Origin of the sequence: Nitrosospira sp. Nsp13 (genome assembly GCF_900101945.1) — a bacterium.
In the GTDB taxonomy this organism is placed as follows: Bacteria; Pseudomonadota; Gammaproteobacteria; order Burkholderiales; family Nitrosomonadaceae; genus Nitrosospira; species Nitrosospira multiformis_D.
In genome coordinates this window covers 1-2,513 of sequence record NZ_FMVD01000035.1, presented here as the reverse complement: position 1 = coordinate 2,513, position 2,513 = coordinate 1, and the positions used below count along the sequence as shown (strand labels likewise).

The window sequence follows — 2,513 nt, the reverse complement described above, 5'->3', positions numbered from 1 at the left end:
TCGTACAAGCCTTTGATGGCAGCGAAGGCCTGTTTTTCCAGATTGACCAGATTGTCGGAATTCCTTTGCGATTGCCGCAGCAGGTCAAGTTCGTGCTCGCTGAATCCTTCACGCTGCATCAGCTCCATCAAGGAGACGGCACTATCTCGCGTGGGCGAAGGCATATTGTTTACGTCCCAGTAGGTGATCGGATAATCCCACGGGCGGGGCAGTTTGCCGTTCCGGATGTCGAGGATTTCGAAAAAGAATCGTTCATAGACCGGGTCGCCGGTGGTGACGTAGCTGCGAGCCATCTTGGTGAGATCCTCGGAACTCTGGAATAACTCATTTGCGAGCTGCAGGGATCTGTATTGCTGGCGCTCGGCGGCGGTGATCTCATCCAGCGTGTCCAGCACCTGGGAGGAAAGAAAGATCAGCAGGCTGAGGCCCAGTACCGTGACGATAAGGCAAAAATTGGTGAAAACGCCAATTCGCATGTATTTCCTTTATGTCTGGTTAAATCACTGCTACCTACATTGCTAGTACCCGTGATTCCCCATCAGCAGGTCCAAGCATCCCTTTGTTCAGCAATCAAATAATTCCCGTAGGGCATGTGCAGGATAATGGGAAGCGTTCTTTATGACGGGGAAATCAAGCCTTATAGCTGGAGCAGCAGTGACGGCTTTCAGAAGATCGGGCGCTCGCGTTTTCCCTTATCTCCTCGTCCTGCAATTCCAGTTTAGAGAAATCGCGCCTGAGCAAGAAGAAAAAATGAACAGACGTTAGCATGCACATATGTTCGTCCTCCATTTTCGACCAGATGCATGGAAACTTTAGCATACGCAGCTGACATGTCTGTCAACGAATGCCGAAACATGATGTAAGAAACACATGAACATCATGTCAGGTAAACCTTACTTCTTTTCTGCCGGATTCGATAATCAATGCCATGCATCCAAAACCTGTGAGATATATGTCGATGGGATATCGTATGTGTGGCCAGGCTATCCAATGGGATCGTGCAGAAATTGTCCGGTTAGTTAGGAAAACTCAGAACGGCGTTCCATCGTCGCGGAAAATATTCTTAACCATTTACAGACAGGTAAGCGCTCTCCTTTACGTAGACCCGAGGCGTATTTATCAACGGCGCTATGTTATCTGGCTGGAACTTGGATGTTCAGGGAGCACATGCAACGGAGATATATGGGAAATCATATATGACATAACATTATCATGTATGCCTAATAAAAACAAAGATCATTGGACATTGGATAACATCCACGCGTAACGACATCGCGAGATCGATGACTAAACGGGGTTTCTGTAGGGAAAGCAGAAGATATCTGTAGGAAATATTGAGACATGGCGTAGTAGTAAAACGAACAGTCAGTAAGGAATTTCCTGCATCTTTTTTAATATATCAATGATAGGATTCTTTAAGCATTATGATTATTTCATGTTTATGTGAGGAAAAAGGAAAAGATCTGTAGGGAATAACGAAACATGGCGTAGGAATAAGCAGAATAATTTGTAAGGAAATTCCCCGAATTTCTCGCATAATTAAGTTATCGTCATTTTTACGTATTATGATTAAACGTTATTCATGTGGGAAAATCGGAAAATATCTGTAGGGAATATCGAGACATGATGTAGGAATGAAATGAGCAGCCTGTAAGGAATTTCCTGCATATTTTTCAATTAATCGATGATACTCTTTTTCCAAGTCATCGAAGATTAGGTTGACTGAGGAATCGAGCACCAGTTGGCGAAGGGGTAGAAGGAGCTGATGTACTTAATGATATATCGGTAGAAGGAATTGATGTACTTAATGATATATAGGAGTTCATTGTCATGAGAAAACAAACTGGTAAATTCATAGTGGTAGTGTCCATGCTCGGCCTGCTGGCATCCTGCGCACAGATGGCGCCTTTTGAAGCACGGAATGCTGATACGCGAAGAATTGCGGAGAATGCCAGAACCTACTTCGATCACGATACCGTGGCCAGGCAGTATGAAATTACAGCTAAGGAATTACTGGCAGAGGTAGAGAGGCAAAAGAAACTGCTGGAGCACTACGAGGATAAAAGTTATCTCTATGGCAAGCGGGCTCAGGATATGCGATCCCATACCTGGGCTTTATTGCGCAAATATGAGATGGCTGCGGAGGAAACGGTAAAGCAGGCTGCTCTTCATCAGAAAATCTCATCGGAACTTGCAAGAAACGATCATGCCAAACGAGTTAATTAACGCAAAAGGAATTTTCAGAGATGAAATATTTTGAGAAAAGAGGACACAAAATGGCTGATTATGAATTTATTTCAGCTGAAAGTTCCTTGCGAAAAAATGACCTCTGGAAGAAGACGAATAACTTCTGTATCCAGATGGTGTTGGTGGGGCTCTTGGTGATCGGTTTTCTGTCCTTATCTTCTGCGGTGGGAGCATCTGATTTCAAACTTCCGAGCGGGCCCAAGTGGGCGCTTGACGAGACCCGATGGTTTACTGCGGGGATCGGTTTCCGCGGTTCGGGCATATGG

1 protein-coding gene and 2 pseudogenes are annotated in these 2,513 nt (G+C 44.9%); 2 read left to right on the top strand and 1 reads right to left on the bottom strand.

The genetic code is table 11. The annotated features are described in order from the left end of the window. A pseudogene (locus tag BLO43_RS16135) lies at window positions 1–476 on the bottom strand (hybrid sensor histidine kinase/response regulator); the annotation flags it as partial. Window positions 477–1,830: 1,354 nt separating this feature from the next. Between BLO43_RS16135 and BLO43_RS16130 the strand changes: the two are divergent. Both BLO43_RS16130 and BLO43_RS16125 read left to right on the top strand, forming a co-directional pair. After that, on the top strand, window positions 1,831–2,226 hold the full coding sequence (locus tag BLO43_RS16130) for a hypothetical protein (protein WP_090908061.1): 396 nt from the start codon (window positions 1,831–1,833) through the stop codon (window positions 2,224–2,226). Window positions 2,227–2,246: 20 nt separating this feature from the next. Beyond that, a pseudogene (locus BLO43_RS16125) lies at window positions 2,247–2,513 on the top strand (hypothetical protein); the annotation flags it as partial.